General features: G+C 63.7%; 21 protein-coding genes. 5 read left to right on the top strand and 16 right to left on the bottom strand.

Features of this window, described 5'->3' with window-relative positions:
- Nucleotides 1-22: 22 nt before the first annotated feature.
- The 6 genes from E5678_RS01345 to E5678_RS01370 form a co-directional block, all read right to left on the bottom strand.
- A complete protein-coding gene (locus E5678_RS01345; protein WP_136176864.1) occupies nt 23-613 on the bottom strand; it encodes a thioredoxin fold domain-containing protein in 591 nt (196 codons plus the stop codon).
- Between the two features lie 96 nt (nt 614-709).
- Nucleotides 710-1,660 (bottom strand): nitronate monooxygenase family protein, encoded by a 951-nt coding sequence (locus E5678_RS01350; protein ID WP_136176865.1) that lies wholly within the window; start codon nt 1,658-1,660, stop codon nt 710-712.
- Nucleotides 1,661-1,831: 171 nt separating this feature from the next.
- A complete protein-coding gene (locus tag E5678_RS01355; RefSeq protein WP_136176866.1) occupies nt 1,832-2,356 on the bottom strand; it encodes an RcnB family protein in 525 nt (174 codons plus the stop codon).
- 65 nt (nt 2,357-2,421) lie between these two features.
- Entirely contained in the window at nt 2,422-2,943 is a 522-nt protein-coding gene (locus tag E5678_RS01360) for a TerB family tellurite resistance protein (protein ID WP_136176867.1), read from the bottom strand.
- Nucleotides 2,944-3,190: 247 nt separating this feature from the next.
- Nucleotides 3,191-3,601, bottom strand: coding sequence for a DUF6691 family protein (locus E5678_RS01365; protein ID WP_247596875.1), 411 nt, complete (start codon nt 3,599-3,601; stop codon nt 3,191-3,193).
- 14 nt (nt 3,602-3,615) lie between these two features.
- Nucleotides 3,616-4,092 carry a YeeE/YedE thiosulfate transporter family protein gene (locus tag E5678_RS01370; protein WP_136176869.1) on the bottom strand — a complete coding sequence of 159 codons (477 nt, stop codon included), beginning with the start codon at nt 4,090-4,092 and terminating at the stop codon, nt 3,616-3,618.
- Between the two features lie 70 nt (nt 4,093-4,162).
- On the opposite strand from E5678_RS01370, the gene E5678_RS01375 reads away from it, so the two are divergent.
- Together E5678_RS01375 and E5678_RS01380 are read left to right on the top strand one after the other, a co-directional pair.
- The gene (locus E5678_RS01375; protein WP_136176870.1) at nt 4,163-5,461 is read left to right on the top strand and encodes a lipopolysaccharide kinase InaA family protein; all 1,299 of its coding nucleotides are present in this window, start codon (nt 4,163-4,165) and stop codon (nt 5,459-5,461) included.
- A 3-nt stretch (nt 5,462-5,464) separates the two neighbouring features.
- Complete coding sequence (locus E5678_RS01380; RefSeq protein ID WP_136176871.1) at nt 5,465-6,163, top strand: SOS response-associated peptidase family protein; 699 nt, start codon at nt 5,465-5,467, stop codon at nt 6,161-6,163.
- A 13-nt stretch (nt 6,164-6,176) separates the two neighbouring features.
- Here E5678_RS01380 and E5678_RS01385 read toward each other — a convergent pair whose 3' ends face one another.
- Nucleotides 6,177-6,806 carry a DUF938 domain-containing protein gene (locus tag E5678_RS01385; protein ID WP_136176872.1) on the bottom strand — a complete coding sequence of 210 codons (630 nt, stop codon included), beginning with the start codon at nt 6,804-6,806 and terminating at the stop codon, nt 6,177-6,179.
- On the bottom strand, nt 6,803-7,618 hold the full coding sequence (locus E5678_RS01390) for a serine protease (RefSeq protein WP_247596876.1): 816 nt from the start codon (nt 7,616-7,618) through the stop codon (nt 6,803-6,805). Before E5678_RS01390 ends, E5678_RS01385 begins: the two co-directional genes overlap by 4 nt.
- Before the next feature lie 183 nt (nt 7,619-7,801).
- Here E5678_RS01390 and E5678_RS01395 point away from each other — a divergent pair, with 183 nt between their 5' ends.
- Nucleotides 7,802-8,500, top strand: coding sequence for an SOS response-associated peptidase family protein (locus E5678_RS01395; protein WP_136176873.1), 699 nt, complete (start codon nt 7,802-7,804; stop codon nt 8,498-8,500).
- A 245-nt stretch (nt 8,501-8,745) separates the two neighbouring features.
- The gene (locus tag E5678_RS01400) at nt 8,746-9,429 is read left to right on the top strand and encodes a glutathione S-transferase N-terminal domain-containing protein (protein WP_136176874.1); all 684 of its coding nucleotides are present in this window, start codon (nt 8,746-8,748) and stop codon (nt 9,427-9,429) included.
- A 165-nt stretch (nt 9,430-9,594) separates the two neighbouring features.
- On the opposite strand, the gene E5678_RS01405 is transcribed toward E5678_RS01400, so the two are convergent.
- From E5678_RS01405 to E5678_RS01415, 3 genes are all read right to left on the bottom strand, one after another.
- On the bottom strand, nt 9,595-10,668 hold the full coding sequence (locus tag E5678_RS01405; RefSeq protein ID WP_136176875.1) for an alkene reductase: 1,074 nt from the start codon (nt 10,666-10,668) through the stop codon (nt 9,595-9,597).
- Between the two features lie 115 nt (nt 10,669-10,783).
- Complete coding sequence (locus tag E5678_RS01410) at nt 10,784-11,023, bottom strand: hypothetical protein (RefSeq protein WP_136176876.1); 240 nt, start codon at nt 11,021-11,023, stop codon at nt 10,784-10,786.
- Between the two features lie 127 nt (nt 11,024-11,150).
- Nucleotides 11,151-11,714, bottom strand: coding sequence for an outer membrane beta-barrel protein (locus E5678_RS01415; RefSeq protein ID WP_136176877.1), 564 nt, complete (start codon nt 11,712-11,714; stop codon nt 11,151-11,153).
- 262 nt (nt 11,715-11,976) lie between these two features.
- On the opposite strand from E5678_RS01415, the gene E5678_RS01420 reads away from it, so the two are divergent.
- On the top strand, nt 11,977-14,178 hold the full coding sequence (locus E5678_RS01420) for an Ig-like domain-containing protein (RefSeq protein WP_136176878.1): 2,202 nt from the start codon (nt 11,977-11,979) through the stop codon (nt 14,176-14,178).
- Between the two features lie 67 nt (nt 14,179-14,245).
- On the opposite strand, the gene E5678_RS01425 is transcribed toward E5678_RS01420, so the two are convergent.
- The 5 genes from E5678_RS01425 to E5678_RS01445 all read right to left on the bottom strand — a co-directional run bounded on the left by E5678_RS01425 (nt 14,246) and on the right by E5678_RS01445 (nt 18,406).
- A complete protein-coding gene (locus E5678_RS01425; protein ID WP_136176879.1) occupies nt 14,246-14,620 on the bottom strand; it encodes a DOPA 4,5-dioxygenase family protein in 375 nt (124 codons plus the stop codon).
- 30 nt (nt 14,621-14,650) lie between these two features.
- Nucleotides 14,651-15,097, bottom strand: a complete 447-nt coding sequence (locus tag E5678_RS01430; RefSeq protein ID WP_136176880.1) for an SRPBCC family protein — start codon at nt 15,095-15,097, stop codon at nt 14,651-14,653.
- A gap of 247 nt (nt 15,098-15,344) precedes the next feature.
- Nucleotides 15,345-16,571 (bottom strand): GGDEF domain-containing protein, encoded by a 1,227-nt coding sequence (locus tag E5678_RS01435; protein ID WP_136176881.1) that lies wholly within the window; start codon nt 16,569-16,571, stop codon nt 15,345-15,347.
- 74 nt (nt 16,572-16,645) lie between these two features.
- Entirely contained in the window at nt 16,646-17,842 is a 1,197-nt protein-coding gene (locus tag E5678_RS01440; protein ID WP_136176882.1) for a Gfo/Idh/MocA family oxidoreductase, read from the bottom strand.
- A 99-nt stretch (nt 17,843-17,941) separates the two neighbouring features.
- Entirely contained in the window at nt 17,942-18,406 is a 465-nt protein-coding gene (locus tag E5678_RS01445) for a hypothetical protein (RefSeq protein WP_136176883.1), read from the bottom strand.
- Nucleotides 18,407-18,973: the final 567 nt, after the last annotated feature.

Consider the following 18,973-nt stretch of genomic DNA (forward strand, 5'->3'; position numbering starts at 1 on the left):
TGAAAAAATGGCGTGAAAGGTCTTAGTTCGTTGATACGCCAAGCAGGTCGGCCAGGGCCTGGGTGTCCATGGAGCCTGCCTTGGTCACCACCTGACCCGTGCGGGTGTTCTTTGCCACAATGAACGGGACCGACTGAGCACCCAGGCTGTCCAGCAGGCGGGTGTTGGCCTTGATCGCTTCGTCGATCTCTGCAGGCACGCTGGCCGAAGCGGCCATGCCGCCTTGACCAGCCAGCAACGATTTTTCGTGTGCCGTCATGGCTTCGATGGGGTCGGCTGCCTGCAACAGGGCGGCGCCCTGGGGCAGGCTCTTGGCGCCCAGCAACGACACCGGGGCCCAGATGAACTTCACCTTGCTGTGCAGCGGCAGTGAGGCTTCCCACAGGTGGCTGCAATGGGGGCACTGGGGATCGAACAGCACATAAACGGGGTTGGCGCCCATCAACGCACCTGCGGTGAAGCCTTTGGCGGCCGCTGCCACGGCGTCGTAGGCCTGGGCTTGCGCGATGGACGCAGACGCGCTGGCCGATGGGGTTGACGCCTCAGGCGAGCAGGCGCTCAGTGAAATCGCGAGCAGAGCGGCCAGGGGCAGGGCGAGGTAACGGGCTTGCATGGGGTGTGACAGAAATGAGGTGAAGGAAACTTGGAGCGACCTTGCAACTTTAAGGTCCACAAGGTCAGACACTCCATTTTGCCCCTAGACGCCAACTCAGGTGAACGAACGGGATTGACCCATCTGACCCAGGCGCTGGGTGATCTGGAAAAACTCCTCCACCATGCCCGAGATGATCTCTTCGGCTGTTTTGACACGGTCGATCAGTGCCACGCTCTGGCCAGCCAGGGCGGGCGCAGCCTCCATGTCGCCATCAAAGTACACGCGCTGTATGCCCTGAAAGGTATCGGGCGGCATCACGCCGGCTTCGTGGATGGCCGCGGTGCGCTCGGATTTGAGGGCGCGGATGCAGGGGCTGGATTTTTTGTTCAGCACCCAGGTACTGGTGTCGCCAGCCGACACGATGGCCTGCTTGAAATTCTCATGCACCGGGCTTTCCGCGCAGCTCACAAAACGGGTGCCCATCTGCACTGCCTCAGCGCCCACTGCAAAGGCAGCGGCCATGCCGCGCCCGTCCACGATGCCGCCGGCGGCCACCATGGGCACATTCACCCGCGCCCGGATGGCCTGCAGGAGCACCAGAGTGGAGACTTCTTCCGGGTTCTTGAATCCCCCGCCTTCGCCGCCTTCAACCACCAACCCATCGATGCCGGCGTCCACGCACTTGAGTGCGGTTTCCACGGTGGGCACTGCGTGGTACACGGTGATGCCGGCACTTTTGAGCGGTGCGATGAACTTGGCCGGGCTGCCCGCCGAGGTGGTCACGAACTTCACACCCGACTCACAGACGAAACGCAGCATGGCGTCGTCTTTGAGAAAACGGATCGGCAGGTTGACGCCAAAGGGCAGGCCCAGGGCGGCCATTTTGGTGATTTCGGCCTGGCAGTTCGCAGTTTCGCCCGACGAGGTTTCAATGATGCCCAGACCGCCTGCGCGCGAAACGGCCGAGGCCAGCTGGGTCCGTGCGATCCAGCCCATGGGCGCCTGGATGATGGGGTAACGGGCACCAGTGTGGGCGAGGACGCGGTTCGTGAGGGGGGCGGTCATGGGTCTCCTAGGGGGCATTATTGGAATAAAACCGCCATTGTTGGGCCTCTGACCGCGCGCTCTTGTCGCTCTCGTTACCGCTCCAGCGCGCCGGTCTGTCTGGCGCTGTTTGGCCATGTCGACGGGCCACCACCTGCGGCGAGGGCTGGCCAGTGGCAGCGGATCCCCCGCTCAGTGGCTCAGCAAGATGTGGGCGATCAGGCCCGTGGCCACCGCCACCAGCACATAGTCTGCGCCCACCTGCACCCATTGATGCCCACGGGGAGGGGCTTTGAGGTGGTGACGTTGGTAGTTGACCACGACGTATTGCGGGCTTCGCAGCGCACTGGGCATGTGGTGCCCGCGGCGGAATTCAGGGCCGCGGGCGCTGTAGTAGTAGGCCGGTGCCCTGCGGTCGTGATCTCGGCTGTAGCGGCGGTCGTTGCGGTCGTCACGGCGGTCTTCCCGGCGCTCGGCGCGGTCCTCCCTGCGGTCCCGGCGATCGTCGCGCCTGTCTGCACGGCGATCTTGCCGGTGGTCCTGCCGTGCCTCGCGCCGATCCTCACGCCGCTCCGAGCGGTTGTCCCGGCGGTCGTGTTGGGACGGCTGGATCACGATGACGTTGCCGTGCTTGCCGGTCGCCTCGGCAAATGAAGGCAGGGCGCTCAGACCGAGCGTGGCGGCGACAGCGGTGGCGAGAAGGCGTCGGTAGAACATGTGGTGGCTCCGTTTGGTTGGGATGACCTGATCATGGCCGCGCCCTGTGTCTGGTGTGTAAATTCTCAGGACGCTGCAGGCAAAGAAGTGTTGCCGCTTGTAATGGGCGGGCCACCGCTCTGCTCTGGCAGTGTCGTTTCCTTGGCCCGCAATTTGGCACCGATGTATTCCCCGTGGGTCACATGGAGCAGACCGGCCACTTTGCTGATCACATGCTGCTCATGGGCGTCGAGGTGGGCGTCGGCGTAGGCTACTTCCCACATGGTCTCCACGACACGGATCTTTTGGGCTTGTGTGAAGTGATCGTTGAGTTGCCCGGTGAAGCGCTGGTAGTCGTAAGCGGTCTTGGCGGTGTCCAGGGCGATCTCGATCAGGCGGCTCACCTCCTGGGGGGGCAGGCTGAAGCGGGTCTTGAGCGCATTCAGGATCGCGCGCCGTTCAACATCGGCCAAGGTGGGTTCGGCGCGCATCACTTCCACCAGCAGCACTGCGGTGGCCAGCTGGAGTTCGTGCTCGGTGTCGGCCGCAGAGGTGGGGCCATCGGGTTGCAGCAGGGTTTGAAAGAGGTCTTTGAGGTGTTGGAGCATCGGATGGTGTGATCGGTGTTTAACCGAGGTTGTTCATGGGTCGCACCGCCGGTGCGGCATGCCGCATGGGCCGTGGCTTTCGGGTCTTTTTTTGTCCTTCTTCCTCGCCATTGGCCATGCTATTCACGCCTCGGGCAGGTCAAAATTGCGCCCGAACGCCTTGCACCACAGCCCCGCGCCCCAGTGGACAATCTCGGCTCAAGCTTGGCAGACCGCTCACAGGCGGCAAGGTTCCCCGGTTTTTCTTTCAGGCGCGGGTCCGAAAACCCTGCAGGCCCGCTCCAGCAGCGATGCCGAGCAGCGCCCACAGCAGGCTCCAGTTGCCCGTGCCCAGGCCCGCAATGGCTGGGCCTGGACAGACACCACACAGACCCCAGCCCACACCAAACACGGCGGCGCCGGTCACGGTGTCGCGATTCCAGTGGCTCGCGTGGTGCTGAAAACGGCCGCCGAGCAGTGGCTGCTTTAGCCAGCGGGGCACCAGTTGGTAGCCCACCAGCGTAACCGCGACACCGCCACCCATCACCAAGGCCAGACCCAGGTCCTGAAAACGCAGGAAGCTCAGCACCACTTCGGGCTTCACCATCGTGGACAACGCCAGCCCAAACCCGAACAAGGCTCCCGCAACCAGAACCGCGATGACCTGGCGCCATGTCATGGAGTGAGCCGGGTTCATGACAGGCCCCATGCGACGAGGTTGGCCGTGATGAAGGCGGTGGCCATGAAGGTCAGCACGGCCAGCAACGAAGGCCATTGCACCGAGCCCAGGCCACAGATGCCGTGGCCCGAGGTACAGCCATTGCCCAGGCGGGCGCCAAAGCCCACGAGGAACCCGCCGATCAGCAACGCCCACACCGGCACTTCGGTGCTGCCGGGTGTGCCGTCAGACACCAGCCACCACCACAGCGCAGCGCCCAGGACCAGGCCTGCCGCATAAACGAGCCGCCAGTCGCGTGTACTGGTGTAGCGGGCTTGCTGAAAGTAGGGGTGCATCGACACATACGACCAGGTGCTGGAAAACACCGAGCTCATGCCGCCCACCCATCCGGTGAACACAAAGAGCAAGGACACGCCGGCGCCAATGGCCAGGCCGCCCAGCAGGTAGTGTTGCCACCCCAGTGGGAAGAGGGAAAGGGAGAGTTCGTTCATGGCGGCGGATTATCCGCCGCCTGGCCTGGGCGCGGTTTTCACTGAGATGCATCCCGTGGACAATCCCGGGATGCACACTCTGGATCAACTGCGCAGCGGCGCGCTCGCCGGCGCGAAACGGCTCGACCTGTCAGGTGGCTTGACCCGCCTGCCCGATGAGGTCTTTGATCTTGCGGACACGCTGGAGGTGCTCAACCTCAGCGGCAACCGGCTGACCGATCTCCCGCCCCACATGGGGCGCCTGCGCAAGCTGAAGATCGTCTTCGGCTCGAACAACCTGTTTGAACACCTGCCGGAATCGCTGGGCGAATGCGAAGCCCTGCAAGTGGTGGGCTTCAAAGCCACGCGCATTCGCAGCGTGAGCGCTGCGGCCTTGCCGCCGGCATTGCGCTGGCTGATCCTCACAGACAACGCCCTTGAGCACCTGCCCGATGCGTTGGGGGAGCGGCCCGCCCTGCAAAAGCTGATGCTGGCCGGCAACCGCCTGCGGGCGCTGCCCGAAGGCCTGGCCAATGCCAACCGCCTGGAGTTGCTCCGCCTGTCGGCCAACCGGTTCGAGCGCTTGCCGGGTTGGCTCACCCAGTTGCCCCGCCTGGCCTGGCTGGCGTTGTCCGGCAACCCCCTGGGCTGGCAGCTGGCGCAGGCTGAGCCGCTGCAGGGCGTGTCTTGGTCGGAACTCGGCGTGTTTGAACGCCTGGGTGAGGGTGCTTCTGGCCATATTTACCGGGTGGAGCTTGAGAATGGCCAGAGTCGCGCACTGAAGCTGTTCAAAGGCGCTGTCACCAGCGACGGGTTGCCGGAACACGAGATCGCCGGATCCCTCGCCGCTGGCCCGCATCCGGCTTTGTGTACGCCCGTGGCTGAGTTGCAGGGCCATCCCGAAGGCACACCCGGCATGTTGTTGCCCCTGATCCCCTCGACGCACACTGTGCTGGCCGGGCCGCCCAGCATGGTTTCCTGCACCCGCGACGTTTACGCCGCGGGTTTCCAGCTGTCGGCGACGCTGGCACTGGCGCTGGCACGCCAGGTCGTGGGTGGGCTGGCCCATTTGCACGCCCGCGGGGTCATGCATGGCGATTTCTATGCGCACAATATCCTATGGAATGCTGACTCGGGCGACGCGTTGCTGAGCGACATGGGCGCCGCCACCGTGCTGCCGGCCTCACCACCCACGCTGCGCCGTGATTTTTTGTCGCTGGAGGTGCGCGCGGTGGGTTGCTTGCTGGAGGAACTGGTGCAGCATGTACCGGTTGATGATTCGGACGCCACCAGCTTGCGCCTGTTGTCGCAGGCGGCTGAAGCCTGCCTTTCGCTGGATCCTGCTGTGCGGCCCGCGCTGGCCGATCTGGTGCAACCCTGGGGTGTTTGAACCATGTGCACCAATTACACCCCCGCCACGCCCCGGCAGTTGATCGCTTTGGGCGACTGGGCGGCTGGCGTGTTGCCCGAAGGATCGTGGCCCGAGGAAACCTATCCTGGTTACCTGGCGCCTGTCGTTGTGCAAGGGACGCCTGGCGGACCGCAGTCCGCCTCAGCGTGCGACATCCGGCTGGCCCGTTTCGGATTGATTCCACGCTGGTGTCGGGACGCCGCTCACGCGGCAATGGTGGGGCGCGGGACCTACAACGCACGCACCGAAACCGTGACCGATAAACCCAGTTTTCGCAGCCCCTGGCTGGAGCGGCGATTTGCGCTGGTGCCCATGCAGCACTATTTTGAACCGTGCTGGGAGACGGGCCGATCGGTGCGCTGGCGCATTGCGCGGGCCGATGGCGAGCCCTTTTTGGTTGCGGCTTTGCATGAGCTCTGGACAGACCCCCTGAGCCAGGAGCACACCCACAGTTTTACCCTGCTGACCCGCAATGCCGATACCCACCCTGTGCTCCAGCGCATGCACCGCCCCGCCGACGAAAAACGGCAGGTGTGCATCGTGTCGAGCCAGGACGCCCACGACTGGCTGGATTCGCCGGCAGATCGCGCCTTGCCTTGGTTGATGCAGCGCGATGGGCCGGAGCTGACCGGTACGCCGGCACCGTTGCGCGAAGACCCTCAGGCGGTCTTGCCTTTTTGAGGAGGAGCCCGGTTCAGGCCTGGGCAAAAATCAGCAGCAGGTTGTTGGCGGGCATGTTGAGGCGGTGCTCCAGGTGCAAACCTGCCTCCTGTGCCGCATTTTTCACCGCCTCAAGGTCCCGCAAACCCCAAGCGTGATTCTGGCTGCGCAAGGAGGTATCGAAGGCGAGGTTGCCAGGCGCCGTGTCCACATCAGCCTCGAGAAACGGCCCGTAGACGAGTAACACCCCACCCGACCGCAGGTGGCGCGCTGCGCCCTTCATCAGGGCCGCGCAGGCGCTCCAAGGCGCGATGTGCAGCATGTTGGCGCAATACACCGCGTCAAAGGGGTTTTGAAAGGCGCTGGCCAGGGTCTCGTCGGAGCTGGGCCAGACGGGCTCGCTCACATCGAGCAGGCATGGGGCCAACACGTTGCCTGCTTGCAGCGCACGCGTCCAGGCGGCGATGGTCGGCAAGGCCGCGCTGTTCACTTCGGTGGGCTGCCACTCCCAGCCAGGCAGCCGTTGACCGATCCACGCGGCATGCTGTCCGGTGCCCGAGGCGACCTCCAGCAATCGGCCGCCGGCCGGCAGGTGAAGGCGCAAGGCGCACAGAATCGGTTCTTTGTTGCGTTCGGCCGCAGGGCTGGATGGCAGGTCGATCATGGGGCGGGCGCAGTGGACTCGGTAAGCGGGGGTGAAGCTGTGGTCAGCGTGAGCAGAATGTCTGCGTACCAGGCGCAATTCAGGCCCAGGGATTCGTCGAGCACCAGATCGCGGTTGCCCATGTCCATGCGCGAGGAATGCACGCCTAGCAGCTTCCAGGGCAACTCAGCCATGTGCTCTGTGGGGGCGGTGTCGCGCATCACCACCGCTGCACCGCTGGTTCCGCGGTGGGTTCGTGCGTCGGTCAAGAAGTAGCCATAGCCCTGAAAGCGAATGCCGAAAGGGGAGGCAATACCGGTGGTGCGCACCACGGGCAGGTGGTGCACAGTGTCGTGAAACCCGAGGGGGAACCCCACCACCAGCAAGGGCGAGTCCACCGCCACCGAACCGAAGCCCAGCTGCAAATGCTCAGGCGTGAACGCCCGGATGATCGCATTTTCGGGCAGGTGCTTGCGGTCCACCTCCAGCACCGCCACGTCGATGTCCCCACCGCTGTCTCGTGCCTGGTGCCATTTGGCTTTTCCATCGGCGTAGAGCAGCATGGAGAAACCGGTGGATTGCGTGAGATCGGTTTCGTTGGTGTGCACCTCGATCTCGATGCGGTCCGGCAGGTGTTCCGTGGCATCGTCAATCACCACATGGCGGCTGGTGACCAGGTACAGCCGATCTTCGCGCTCGAAAAAGAAACCACTCGCGTTGGTCAGCGCAAAGGTGCCCAGAAAGGTGGACACCCGGGGGGCCGCAAGGAACAGAGGATCCACCGGAGCACCCGCTACAGTGGGCTTGTTCAGGGTCGTCAGGGTTTTATTCACGCGACAGTGTCGCAGTTTTCCATCTTGATGCGCCAGTTCTTCGCGGGGTTGACGCGGGGGGCCGTGGGCGCCGTCATGCCCAGGGTCAGAAAATCGCCCCAAAATGGGAATAAATGCGTTGCCGCAACCCTTCAGCAGTGGGTTTTTGGGCCATGCCGCGCCACAGGCGCTAGCATCGACAGTATGAGTGTCCAATATGAATGTCTGCCCCGCGTCAGTTTGTACGCTGAAGCCTTTGGCGTAGCCGAGCCCACCGTGGCCATCGGAAGTGAGGTCTGGCCGCGACGGCCGGGTCTGTTTATCCGGCTGTCAGCCCCCGTGCCCGCTCCACCCGACAGCGCTGTTGAAGGCGATTCGCGGGTGCGCGAGCTGGTGGCCGGTCAGCTGGGTCTGGTGCCACGCTGGGTCAAATCGGCGTCCGACGCCAAGCTGCGCTCGACCAAGCTGGTCAATGCACGCAGCGAAACCGTGTCAACGTCCAAACCCTATTACGACGCCTGGATGGCCGGACAACGCTGTATCGTGCCCATGCAGACTTTTCAGGAAGACGATCTTCGCAGCGGAAAGGCGGTTCCGACCCGGATCGCGCGGGTCGATGGTCGGCCCATGGGCGCGGCGGGTCTTTGGGAGCACTGGACCGGTGCAGATGGCGAAGTGATCGTGAGCTTCACCTTGCTGACGGTCAACGCCAACAGCCATGCCTTGATGCACCGGTACCAGCAGCCTGGTTCCGAGAAGCGCATGTTGGCGGTCTTGAACGAAGGTTCATTCGATGCCTGGCTGCAAGCCAAACCGGAAAAGGCCAAAGAATTTTTGCGACCCTACCCGGCCGAAAAACTGACCGCCAACCCGATCGAGTCACGTCGAAAAGACAAAAGCTGAGCCGCCAGGGCGGGTGTTGTGGCCTCAAACACGGATATCCGCTCACTGTTGCAGCACCACCCTAAGCCCCTTCGCTCTGTTGGCCGCTTCGGCGCGCCCGGCAGGGATGGAGGATCTTGTCTAGACTGACCTTCGTTTCCGAGGCCGGTCTTTCCTGTTTTTCAGGTGCACCCAGAGGTGCAGATTGGCCGATTCCTTTTCGAGCCTTCTCGAATCGTATCAATCAACCCTGAGGCCACTTGTTCATGAAGTTTTACTACCACCCATCGCCGAATCCGCTCAAAGTGGCCCTGATGCTGGAAGAAGCTGGCTTGACCTACGAGCTGGTGCCTGTTGATACCCGCAAGGGCGAGCAGCATGAAGCCGCTTACCTGGCGATCAACCCCAATGCCAAGACGCCTTCGCTGGTGGACGGCGATGCCGTGGTGTTCGACAGCAACGCCATCCTGTTGTATCTCGCAGAGAAAACCGGGCAATTTTTGCCCGAGAACACACCCGCCCAGCGCGCCCAGATGCTGTCCTGGCTCATGTTTGTGGCCTCGGGCATCGGCCCTTACTCCGGCCAGGCGGTGCATTTCAAACATTACGCGCCGAAGCCCCAGGATTACGCGGTCAACCGCTACGACTTCGAGGCCCAGCGCCACTGGGGCATCCTGAACGACCATCTGGCCAAGCACCGCTACATGGTCGGCGACACCTATTCCATCGTGGACATGGCCGTCTGGGGCTGGGCCCGCGCGGTACCCTTTATCTTGGGCGCCGAGGCTTGGACCGATCTGCCGCACGTGAAGCGCCTGCTCGACGAGATCAATGCCCGCCCGGCGGCGCAGCGCGCCGAGGCATTGAAGGCTCAACACACGTTCAAGACGGACATGGACGCAGCCGCTGCGCAGGCCATGTTCCCGCAAAACGCGCGCCTGGCGAGCTGAACCTGGGCAAGGGCGGTGAGCCCGATCGAGAAAAAGGCCTTGATCCGAGTGGATCAAGGCCTTTTTTTGCGCTGTGGGTTCAGTTCGGCTTCACGTTACGAAGGGCTGGTTGGACACCGAACCCTTCAGGTGCGTTCGTGCATCCGAAGTGACCGTGTCTGTGGTTCAGGCGCTGACCGCGGCTTCCATCGTCGGGTAGTCGGTGTAGCCTTCTGCCCCCGGCGTGTAGAAGGTGCTGGGGTTGGGTTTGTTGAGCTCGGCGCCGGCGCTGATGCGTTCAGGGAGGTCGGGGTTGGCGAGGAAAGCGGTTCCAAACGCCACCGCGTCGAGCTTGCCTTCGCTGATGGCCTGCTCGGCTTCTTCAGGCGTGTAGCCCATGTTGCCGATCAACACGCCTTTGTAGCTCGCTCGCGCCACGGGCATCACATCGGCAGACTGCTGCCGGAAGAAGTCTGAGCGCATCACGTGCAGGTAGGCCAGGTTGAAGGCGTTGAGGCGCTCGGCCAGAAAGCCGATGAGTGCCAGCGGGTCGCTGTCGATCATGCTGTTGTAGCTGTTGAGTGGCGACAGGCGCAGGCCCACGCGGTCGGCGCCGATGGCCTCGGTGACCGCGGTCAACACCTCAAACAGGAAGCGGGCACGGTTCTCCAGCGAGCCGCCGTAGGCGTCGGTGCGCTGGTTGGCGCTGTCGCGCAAGAACTGGTCGATCAGGTAGCCGTTGGCGCCGTGCACTTCGACGCCGTCAAAGCCGGCCTCGATCGCGTTTTTTGCGCCTTGCACATAGGCCTGCACCAGCGTTGGAATCTCTTCCAGGGCCAGAGCGCGCGGTTGCACATTGGGCAGCTTGCCTTGTGGGGTGTTGACTTCGCTGTCGATCGCGATGGCGCTGGACGACACGTTTTCAGCGCCGTTGTTCATGGCGGGGTGGGCCGCGCGGCCCGAGTGCCAGATCTGCATGAAGATGCGGCCGCCTTTGGCGTGCACTGCGTCGGTCACTTTTTTCCAGGCGGAGATTTGTTCAGCGGTGTAAATGCCCGGCTCGGTCACGAACGCCGAAGTGTTGGACGCCACCATGGTGCACTCGGTGATGAGCAAGCCGCCGCTGGCGCGCTGAGCGTAGTACTCGGCCATCAGGTCATTGGGCATGTGCTCCAGGCCGGCGCGTGCGCGGGTCAGCGGGGCCAAGAGGATGCGGTTGGGCAGGGCCAGGCGGCCTACGTTCAGGGTGTCAAACAACATGGAAAGGTGTCCGGGAAAAGTAGGGGAGAAAACGTCAGGAATCTGATGCTCCCGAGAGTATCAGCGTCTCGATGCCAGTGTGGCAGCGGACTTACCGGATTGGGTATATGCGGCGTCAGCGCGGTGCCAATGGGGCAGAAAGGCGTGCGCTCACAGCAATTGGGTCGGGGGCTTCAAACACCGCGTTGTGCTCCGCGGTCAGGGGCCCACCGCCGGGCTCCACTTCGCCTTGTGCGCCATAGCCCACCGCCTTGAACTTCCAGATCGCACCAATGCGCTTGAGGTTGCCCACATGATCCCCCGTCGCGGTGTGCACCGCGTAGACGTTGGCATTGACGGGGCGCAGTTGCAGCATGTGGGGTCAGGTGGGATGGGCGGTTAAACGGGCGACAGGCAGGGCATGTCGCCCTGGCAATGGCTTCATCCCGATTTGCATTCAGCAGTGAGAACTGCGCAGTCAGCGCTTTGAAGGCGAATCGGTATCAGAACTTCATGCCCACGCTCAGGGTGTAGCCCTCGATGCGTGCACCACCCTTGTTGAGGTAGTTCATGTAGTCGGCACTGAAGGTGAGGGTGTCGCCTGGGATGAGTCGAATGCCGCCGCCGTAAGAAAAATCGCTGTCGTTGCCCGTTCCCAGACCGTTGAATTTGACTTCGCTCTTGGCCCAGCCCGCACGGCCGAAGAGCTCAACGGGGCCCAGGCCCAGGTGGCTGCCCACGTACAAGCCCAGAATCTGGCTGACCTTGGCATCGCCCAGTTGGGCTGTGCTGCTGCTGCCGGAGCTGACAAAGCTGTCGCTCGACAGGCTGCCCGAGGCGATACCCTCAATAGACAGGCCACCCAGGGGGGAGACGCCGACCAGCGCTCGCACCATGGTGGGCTTGGCTTCGGCCGACAGGCCGATCAGGGGAACCGAAAGCCGTGTAGACATGGCGGCGTAGCCCACTTCGCCGTAGACGCTTTGCGCCATGGCCGCTTGCGCGCCACCAACGGCCACAGCCGCCAGCATCAGGTGTTTCAGGTGGTGCAGGTGTGCAGACTTCATGGGGATCCCGTGTGGTTTTCGAATCGTACGAGTTTATCGAGTGCGCTTCGGGTATCGGTCACCAGGGTGTATCGGCATGAAACGCGGGGACCGACGCTGGACTGGACGGGCTGTCGCTTTTGCGACCAAAACGCCGCATGGGGTGCTCAGGGTAAACGCTAGAGACGCTGGCAACTTGAATCACAGAGGCTTATAACCGCGGTTGGACTGCAGTCAAAAAGACTTCGTTTGTCCGCGGGGTCGCACAACAGGAGACAAAAACATGCCCGAATTGTTTACCCGCCGATCGACGGCGATCGTTGTTCTTGCTCTCGCGCCGCTGACCGTGCTGGCCAGCGGCACATCGGTCCGCTTCGACGACGCAGCCAGTCCGTTTCCCAGCAACCGACTGACCCGGCTGAATTTTTCCAACGTGACCTACCGCCAGGTCAACTTGCCCAAGCCCGATTGCGCGATACAGGTCAGCGACTGCAAGGACCTTGACGTGATCAACACGCTGGATGGTTTTTCCACCCAGCCCCGCATCACCGTGCCGTTCACGGGCGACATCGACGTGTCCACGGTCAACAGCGACTCGGTGTACCTGATCAACCTGGGCGATACCCAGAGCTTTCGGGGTTTTGGCAGCAAGGTGGGCATCAACCAGATTCTGTGGGACCCCGACAGCCAGACCCTGGTCTTTGAGCCCGACGAGCTGTTGGCCGAACACACCCGCTACCTGATCGTGGTCACCGACGGCGTGCGCGATACCCAAGGCAAGAAGCTCAAAAAGAGCGACTACGCGGGCGAGCAAAACAGCCGCGACTGGCGTGATCGCTGGGACCGGTTGCTGCAGCGTCGGGATGGCCACGCCAGCAAGGGGCGCGATGACGACGATTCGGGCTACGAGCGCGAGGTGCGCGATGCGGTGCGTTCGGTGCGCACGCGCGGGCCTTCGCTGGTGGCCGCAACCGTGTTCACGACGCAGAGCACCACCGGCGATCTGGTGAAAATCATGCGCCAGATCAAACGCTCGCGCCCGGCGTCTGCGAATTTCATGATCGGGAGCAACGGGGGGGCTTCGACCCGTGCGGTTTTTAATGTGGCCGATGTCACCTCCATGAGTTTCCAGCGCCAGATCAGCACGGCCCCGGGGTTCACGACTGGCCCGCTGCCCACGACTGCATTGGGTGTGTTCACGGGAGCCGTGGGACAGATCGCTTACGGCACCTACAGCTCGCCAAACTACCAGGTTGCGGGCCAATACATACCCCCCGTGAACTCGCTCACCGGCGCGCCAAGCGCGCAAGGCAACAAAGAACTGGTGTTCCAGCTCTTTGTGCCCGCAGGAGAGAAGCCAGCGGGTGGCTGGCCCGTGGCGATCTTTGGCCATGGCTTTACCGACAGCATGTACGGCGCCCCATGGACCGTGGCTTCGACGTTCGCCTCGCGCGGCATCGCCACCTTGTCGATCAACGTTTTGGGCCATGGGGGCGGTGCGCAGGGCAAGCTCAGCGTCACCACTTCCTCAGCCGCAACACCCATCGAGGTACCGGCCGGCGGCCGGGGTTTTGACCAGGATGGCAACGGCGCCATCGATTCCACCGAAGGCGTCAATGCGGTTGCTCCGCGCGATGCCATCAGCAGCCGCGATGGCTTGCGCCAAACCGTGATCGATCTGCTGCAGCTGGTTCGGCAGGTGGAGGTGGGCATGGACGTGGATGGTGACGGCAGTGCCGATCTCAACGCCCAGCGCATCTACTACGCGGGTCAGTCGTTTGGTGGCATTTACGGCACCATTTTGCTGGGCGTGGAGCCCAACATCCGGGCGGGTGTGCCCAACGTGCCCGGTGGCTCGATCACCGAAGTGGGACGGCAGGGCGCTTTCCGCTTCCTGACCGCTGCCGCCCTGGCCACGCGCCAGCCCCAGTTGCTCAATTTGCCTGTGACACCCGGTGTGCCGGTGCCGTTCAATCTGAACTTCAACGAAAACATGCCGCTGCGCGATGTGGCACCGGTTGTCAACACCGTGCCCGGCGCGTTGGCCATTGCCCAGGTACTGGACCGGTATGAATGGGTGCAGCAGTCGGGTAACCCGGTGTCGTATGCGCCGCTGATTCGCAAGCAACCATTGTGGGGCGCTGCGGCCAAGTCGGTGATCGTGCAGTTTGCCAAGGGGGACCAGACCGTGCCCAACCCGACGACCTCGGCCCTGATCCGGGCAGGTGGCCTGGAAGATCGCGCTACTTACTTCCGCAATGACCTGGCCGTGGCCAACAACGCGGGGGTGCCCAAGAATCCCCACACCTTCCTCACCAACATTGCATCGCTTTCGGCAGGGGGTTATGCGGTAGCAGGGCAAATACAGATCGCCGAATTCTTCAAGAGTGACGGCGCCGTGGTGATCGATCCGGACGGCACAGGGCCCTTCTTTGAAACACCGGTGGCCCTGCCGCTGCCAGAGACGGGCAACTTCATTCCCTGATCGCCCATGCCCCTGGTGGGGGCAGGGTGCTTGGCCTATGAATCCACGGGCTCTCTCGCCCCTGGATTCATAAGTCGTAGGTCGGTGACTCTTCTGGCAACACGCTGAGATCCAGCGGGCGCACTGCGCCCATCCAGATGGCGCGGTCGCGGTGGTCGATCAGGTCGTGGCCGGTGATGGGGTGAATGAACACCACCAGGCTGCCCCGGTTCAAGGTCAACCAGGGAATCACCTCCCCGAACAGGGCTGCCTTGAACGCCAGCTGGCAACTCCCGTCGGGGTGAGGGCCGACCGGTTGGGCGTGCATGCGGCCCATCTTCAACGGGAACAATGCCGCCGCACCCTCGCACAGCGCTTTGGCAGCAGCCTGGCTGTCGGCATCGAAGTACACATGGGCGTGGTAGCCGTGGATGTCTGTGACAGGGGTGAGCGTTGGGGCCATGGAGGGTCTCGCTGTGGGTTTCAGGGTTGTTCAGCCGGGGACCTGGGCTTCGACGAGCAGGGCCAGCAGCTGCAGCGACTGTTGCCAGCCCATAGTGCAACCGTCAAGTGGAATCATGGCTGGAATGCCTTCTTGCACGATGCTCAGCTCGGTCCCGCAGGGCACGGGTTTGAACGCCATGGTGGTGCGCATTTCGCCCGGCAGATGGGTGTCCTCAAACACGTCGGTGTTCACGATGCGCTCGTTGGGCACGAGCTCGACGTACATGCCCCCGAAGGCGTGGCTTTGCCCATTGGCCAGGTTGGTGAAATGCATGCGGTAGCGCCCGCCGACGGTGGCGTCGAGCTCGAAGACCTTGCAGGTGAATCCGTGAGGGGGCATCCATTTGGGGATGGCGTCGGGATCGAGGCAGGCCCGATAGACCCGCTCGGGTGGGGCTGCCAGGACGCGGTGGAGGGTGACGGTGCCAGCGGTCATGGGCAGCTCCCGGGCAGAGTGGTTGGAATGAAACGGTTCGATGGGCTTTGAGCTATCGCCTGCACTCACGACGGATGGCGCACGCCCTGTTCGACATCAGGGGATTCAGTCTACCTTCAGTTTGGGGCGGATGGCGCCGCAAAAACACGTCAGGCTTGCGCTCCATCTCCGCGCAGGGCGCTGATGTTTGGAGCCCAATAGGCTGCCCAGCGTGCTGGATAGAACCCGGGTCCTGGCGGCTATCGGATCAGGGCTGCACAGCAGGCTGAAACGGGTTGCTGGAAGTCGAGGCGCTGGAGGCGCTCGAGGTGGGACGCACCGACAGCAAGGCCATTTGCTCGGCCTGGTTGAGGGCCTCCAGGGGTTGGGCAGTGGCGGGATCGACCGTGACCACCCCCACGCCCACTTGCGGGACGAAGCAGAGCTTCGATTGCCACTCACCCGTCACTGCCAGCGGCCGGCCAGCGAGCTCCAGCAAATGACCCACCACTGCATCGATGGCATTGTGGTGGCCGTCTGAGGACATGACCACCACGAAGCACCTGGGGTGGTAGAGCCCCACGGTGCAGCGGAAGCCGGCCGCTTGGCGAATGCGCGCAGCCAGCGTCACCAGAATCTGACCGTCGATCTTGTGATCCTCGCACCCTGCGACTTCGTACAGATTGCTCAGGTACAGGCAAATGACACTGCAGCTTGCGTTCAATCGCGCGCTGCGCCAGAAAGCGTGCTCGATCTGGGACAAAAGGGCCGGCCCTGTGGGCAGGCCGGTGGCCGGTTCGGCGCCCAGTTCCAGGCGCAACAGGCGTTTGAGCAGCCGGATCTCCCGGTGGCGAAGCAACACCAGCACCGTGACGATCAGAAAGTAGGCGAGGGTGATGGTTGCGGTCAACAGCCAGAACAGCGTGCCTGCTTGCACGCCCAGCGCTTTGGTGTAGAGACCGGCCACCATCAAGTCCAGGCAAACGATGGCGATCACCATCCAACGGGCCAGGGGGTCACCCAACACAGCGCTTCGGACCACGGCGATCAAGGCCAGTACGGCGGGGACCATGTTTGCGGCCGCGACCCACCACAACAAAGCCTGAAACGCTTCGGCGTCGATCTGGCTGGCGCGCAGGGCCAATGCCATCGCCAGCAGCGCAAGCACGGCGCCGCCCCAGTGTGTCAATCGGTGCACCTGGCGGTCTTCGTGGGGCCCGCTGAGCCAGTCGCCCAGAAAATACAGCGCCATGGCACCGGCGCCCGGGCCCAGGCAGGCTTTGAGCACCCGCATCGGTGGCTGGGGGAGTCCAGGGAACACCGCTTCTGGAAGGCCCGTGATCACCACGCAGCTGGACCCGGTGACCAGAATGAACAACACATTGCGCAGCGATCCGCTCGACCGATGGGCGATGCCATCGCCAACGGCCAGCGCCAACAGCATGAGCATGCCGCCCAGCATCGTGAACCAGATAGCGAGTTCAGGAATGGGCATCAATAGCGGTCAAACTGCATCAGAAGGTGTCAAACGGGTGGAGGAGGTGTCTGGGTATGGGCTGTGCGTTCGGCTCAGGCCGGCGTCCACGCGCCATCACTGGCACTGGACCGTATCACCGCATCGACAAAGCGCAGGCCCATCCAGCCGTCGTCGGCATTCGGAAAGTGCAGGCTCAAAGGATCGGGCGGCTGGCCAGCGCGTCGGGCCGCAATGGCCTCTGCTGCATCAGAATATAGATTGGCAAAGGCCTCGGGGAATCCTTCCGGGTGACCGGCGGCGATCCGGCTGGACCGAGCGGCGAGCGGCAAGGTGCCGGGTCCACCCGGGGTGCGCACCTGCGCGGGCGCATCCAGTGGCTTGAAGTGCAAGACCTGCGGCTGCTCCTGTGCCCACTCCAGGGTGCCAAGCGAGCCGCTCACGCGTATGCGCATGGCGTTTTCCATGCCGGCGGCTGCCTGTGTGACCCAGAAGCTGCCGCGTGCCCCACCGCTCAGGCGCAAGAGGGCGCCCGCGTAGTCGTGCGCCTGGCTGCCTGGCACGATGGGGCCCGCGTCGGCCGCCAATTGCACCACTTCGAGCCCCGTGATGAACCGCAGCAGTTGGTGGGCGTGGGTTCCGATGTCGCCCATGACCAGCGATGCGCCAGTGCGAGCAGGGTCGGCTTTCCAGGCCGCCCGGCCCGGCCCGGGCTTGGCGCGCCCGCCCTGCACATACTCCACCTGTACCAGCCGAAGCTCACCCAGCTCGCCGTTGGCCACCATGGCGCGGGCCTGGCGCACCAGGGGGTAGCCGCTGTAGTTGTGGGTCAGGCAAAACACCAGCCCGCTCTCCTTTACCCGCTGGCGCAATTGCGCGGCTTCGTCCAGCGTGTTGGTCATGGGTTTGTCGCAAATGACGTCAAAGCCCTGTGCCAGTGCCGCCATGGCGTAGGGAAAGTGGCTGTCATTGGGGGTCATGATGGCCACCACTTCAGCCCCGTCGGCACGATCCGCTTCGGCATCGAACAAGGCCTGGGCGCTGGGGTAGCTGCGCTCGACGGGCAGGCCCAGGCTGGCGCCCGCGCTCTGGGCCTTGTCGGGTTGACTCGACAGGCATGCCGCAACGAGATCGTAGCGATCGTCCAGTCGGGCAGCCTGGCGGTGGGTGGCACCGATGAACGAACCAGCCCCCCCGCCAATGACCGCGAGGCGCAGGCGGCGCCCCAGCAAGGCGATCACAGGGTTGGGCGCGGGGGATTGTGGGGCCGGTGAGGAAAGCGGGTGCGGCATGGCAGAGTCAATGCGTTGTGGATGCAACGATTGTGCGCCGCCTTCATCGGCAGGCCGTGGCCGTTGCCCTGGCCCAGGGGGCCTTCACTGCGCGGAGCATCAAGGGCAGGTTCGGGCGGCTCGGTAGCCCGAGCCTTCCCAGCGCCAGATCGGTGCGCAGGGGCCCAGGCCTTGAACGGTGAGATGGGCGTAGCCTTGGCGCTGCATCGGCAGGGCAACGAGGGTGCCGGCCGTCTTGAGTTGACTGACCCATTCGCCCTTGATCTGGACCCACAGTTCGGTGAGCTGGCCCGTCGCGCCCAGACAAGGGGAGCCTGAGAGCACCACGGCCCGAGCCGGCCGGTTGGTGTCACCGAGGTCAAACGGCCGCACCTCGTAGCTCACCGGTTCGCCCGCGCAAGCCGGGTCCACCAACGAACCCTGGACGGCCGTCGCGGGATCACTGTCCAGGGCACGGGGGGGCTGGGCACCTGGCGCACGGACCGGTGCGGCGGGCCCCGTCACGGAACAGGCCGAGAGTATGGCGGTCATGGCCCAGGCGATCATCGATGGCATCCATCTCATGCCGTTCTCCTTGGTAGGCAAAGTGGTTTTCATGGTAGGGCCTGTTCGCGCCATTTGGCAAGAAGCGTTGTGTATCCAACCCTTGTGGGCCGTGGCTCCACAACCAGGCGAAACGCGATACGGGTGCCGCCAATAAGCCCCTGCAGACGAAGCGCGACATGCGAACTGGGACGACAATCCCTTGTGGGGTGTGATCGTTAGGCCGTGTCCGATCGGTCGTGGCCTGCGTGCCCAGCGCACAAAGGTTGCATGGCGTGAGGATTGCGAGGCTGCCGTCAGTTAGGGGGGCGAGACCGAGGGTTGCGTGGGCTTTCAGCGATGGATCGACTGGGCTGCGCACCGCCGGTTGGTGTTGTCCAAACGCTGGGCCAAACGCTCTCGCATCACTTTGAAGGGATCACTGCGAACATGCAGAATGGGTGACCCAGCACCTGCGTGGAGGCCATGAAAGGTTTGCCGCAACAGGCCAGGCGGGCGGTTCGGAGCAGGCGAGCGAGTAAAAATGCTTCGCACCCGCCTGTTTCTGCCTGCCTAAGTGGACGTTGAGGTATTTTCCTTGCAGCCCGT

It is taken from the genome of Hydrogenophaga sp. PAMC20947 (assembly GCF_004795855.1).
GTDB lineage: Bacteria > Pseudomonadota > Gammaproteobacteria > Burkholderiales > Burkholderiaceae_C > Hydrogenophaga.